Annotated in this window: 3 protein-coding genes; 2 read left to right on the top strand and 1 reads right to left on the bottom strand. The window is 61.1% G+C overall.

The genetic code is table 11. The features are described from left to right. Nucleotides 1-61 precede the first annotated feature (61 nt). A complete protein-coding gene (purB, locus tag WBB85_RS04185) occupies nt 62-1366 on the bottom strand; it encodes an adenylosuccinate lyase (protein WP_432637373.1) in 1305 nt (434 codons plus the stop codon). Nucleotides 1367-1460: 94 nt separating this feature from the next. On the opposite strand from purB, the gene WBB85_RS04180 reads away from it, so the two are divergent. Continuing rightward, nucleotides 1461-1793, top strand: a complete 333-nt coding sequence (locus tag WBB85_RS04180; protein WP_432637372.1) for a hypothetical protein — start codon at nt 1461-1463, stop codon at nt 1791-1793. Next, nucleotides 1790-2206: a DUF6314 family protein gene (locus WBB85_RS04175; RefSeq protein WP_432637371.1), complete on the top strand. Its 417-nt coding sequence runs from the start codon at nt 1790-1792 to the stop codon at nt 2204-2206. The genes WBB85_RS04180 and WBB85_RS04175 overlap by 4 nt, the downstream gene beginning before the upstream one ends. Nucleotides 2207-2387: the final 181 nt, after the last annotated feature.

The raw sequence follows: 2387 nt of genomic DNA, 5'->3' as shown, positions 1-2387 counted from the left end.
CTACTTAGCTCAGCAGAATTTGAACAGCGTCCTAATATCAATGATTCAATGTCTTCGGTACTCACCCACCGAACACCCTGCGAAAGATCGTATCGACATGTTTGGTGTGATAGCCCATGTCGAATTTCTCGTTGATCGCATCCTCGCCAAGGGCGGCGACAACCTCTTCATCGGCCAGCAGCAATTCGCGGAAGTCGACGCGGTCTTCCCAGACCTTCAGCGCATTGCGCTGCACCATGGAATAGGCGGCCTCGCGGCTGACACCGGCCTGGGTCAGCGCCAGAAGAACCCGCTGCGACATGACGAGGCCGGGATACTTGTTCATGTTGGCCAGCATGTTTTCCGGGAAGATCAGCATCTTCTCGACCACACTTGCCAGCCGGTTCAGGGCAAAATCGAGCGTGATCGTCGCATCCGGGCCGATGCCACGTTCGACCGAGCTGTGCGAGATGTCGCGTTCATGCCAGAGCGCCACATTCTCCATCGCCGGGATCACCGCCATGCGCACCAGCCGCGCGAGGCCGGTCAGGTTTTCGGTCAGGACCGGGTTCTTCTTGTGTGGCATCGCAGAAGATCCCTTCTGCCCCATTGAGAAGAACTCAGCCCCTTCCAGCACTTCGGTGCGCTGCATGTGGCGGATCTCGACCGCGATGTTCTCGATTGAGGAGGCGATGACGCCGAGGGTCGCAAAGAACATCGCGTGGCGGTCGCGCGGGATGACCTGCGTCGAAATCGGTTCGGGGCGAAGGCCGAGCTTTTCGCAGACATGTTCCTCGACCGCGGGGTCGATATTGGCGAAGGTGCCGACTGCACCAGAGATAGCGCCGGTTGCAATCTCCCACCGGGCCTTTTCCAGCCGGTTCTTGCCCCGGTCCATCTCGGCGTAGAAGCGGGCGAAAGTCAGGCCCATCGTGGTCGGTTCGGCATGGATGCCATGGCTGCGGCCGACGCGGACCGTGTCCTTATGCTCATAGGCGCGTTGTTTCAGCGCCGCCAGAACCTTGTCGACCCCGGTCAAGAGGATGTCCGCCGCGCGGACCAGCTGCACGTTCAGACAGGTGTCGAGCACGTCGGATGAGGTCATGCCCTGATGGACAAAGCGCGCCTCCTCGCTGCCGACATGTTCGGCCAGATGGGTCAGGAAGGCGATGACATCGTGCTTGGTGACCGCCTCGATCTCATCGATCCGGGCCACATCGAATTCCACGTCCCTGGCCTTCCAAACCGCGTCCGCGTTCTCCCGCGGGATCACGCCCAGATCGGCCATGGCGTCGCAGGCATGGGCCTCGATCTCGTACCAGATGCGGAACTTTGTTTCGGGCGACCAGATGGCGACCATTTCGGGGCGGGAATAGCGGGCGATCATCTGGGGGCCTTTCCGTTTGAGGGATGCGCGGGCGTGTCCTAGACTGAGGGCGTACGGGAGGCAAGCGGGCAGGGCGCATATGTGGCGATTGGGAATGACGGTCGGGCTGTGTCTGGCGTCTCCGGCCTGGGCCGAAGAGTGGCAGGCGCTGAGCGGAGTAGAGATCGCCGAGGCATTGGCAGGCCGGGAACTGACCTATGAGAATGACGCGGTTCAGGTCTTTCGCCCAAGTGGTGCCACGACCTACCGCGCCGGGACGGGGATCAGCGAGGGGCGCTGGCGGGTCGAGGGCGAAGAATACTGCTCGAACTGGCCACCATCCGCAGCCTGGAGTTGTTATGCGCTGGAACGTGACGCTGAAACCGGGCATCTGCGCTTTGCAGGGTCAGGTGGGGAGATGACCGTCGGGAGGTATTCCGACGAATGAGTTTTGTCCCGGAATTAAGTGATTTTCTTGGGGAATGGCGGATCAACAGACGGATCGAGGATCGCCTGTCAAGCCAGCAGGGTCGGATCGCGGGGCAGGCATGGTTCCGGCCTGATGGCCCTGTCCTGCGGTATCGGGAAGAGGGTTTGCTGCGCCTTGGCTCCGCTCCGGCGATGACGGCGGTGCGGGACTACATCTGGCACAAGGATGGGGAACGGATCGCTGTGGAATACGGGGACGGGCGACCGTTTCACGACTTCGACCCCGCCACACCGGCTGCCTGCCATTTCTGCGATCCGGACGACTACCATGTGCGCTATGACTTTTCCCGCTGGCCGGACTGGCAGGCGGAATGGACCGTATCCGGCCCGCGCAAGGACTACACGATGATCAGCCGCTATGTGCGCCCCTGACGGGTAAGGTGGGTTTAAAACCACCTTACGACATGAAGGATGCGTCACTACGCCTATTTGCCGTCAGGCACGCAGTAAGGTGGGTTTAAACCCACCTTACATCCCTCATGCCACCTCATCGAACCGCGTGCGCGCTTTCATGATCTCTGGCTGCTTATCGACGGCCCATTTCGCCATTGCG

Origin of the sequence: Albidovulum sp., from assembly GCF_049646345.1 — a bacterium.
In the GTDB taxonomy this organism is placed as follows: Bacteria; Pseudomonadota; Alphaproteobacteria; order Rhodobacterales; family Rhodobacteraceae; genus Albidovulum.
The sequence above is the reverse complement of the archived record's forward strand: the minus strand, read 5'-3'. Positions and strand labels throughout refer to the sequence as shown.

Bases quoted from the DNA above. Each gene is read 5' to 3' on its own strand.
- purB (WP_432637373.1), bottom strand. From the start codon at position 1,366: ATGATCGCCCGCTATTCCCGCCCCGAAATGGTCGCCATCTGGTCGCCC.
- WBB85_RS04180 (WP_432637372.1), top strand. From the start codon at position 1,461: ATGACGGTCGGGCTGTGTCTGGCGTCTCCGGCCTGGGCCGAAGAGTGG.
- WBB85_RS04175 (WP_432637371.1), top strand. From the start codon at position 1,790: ATGAGTTTTGTCCCGGAATTAAGTGATTTTCTTGGGGAATGGCGGATC.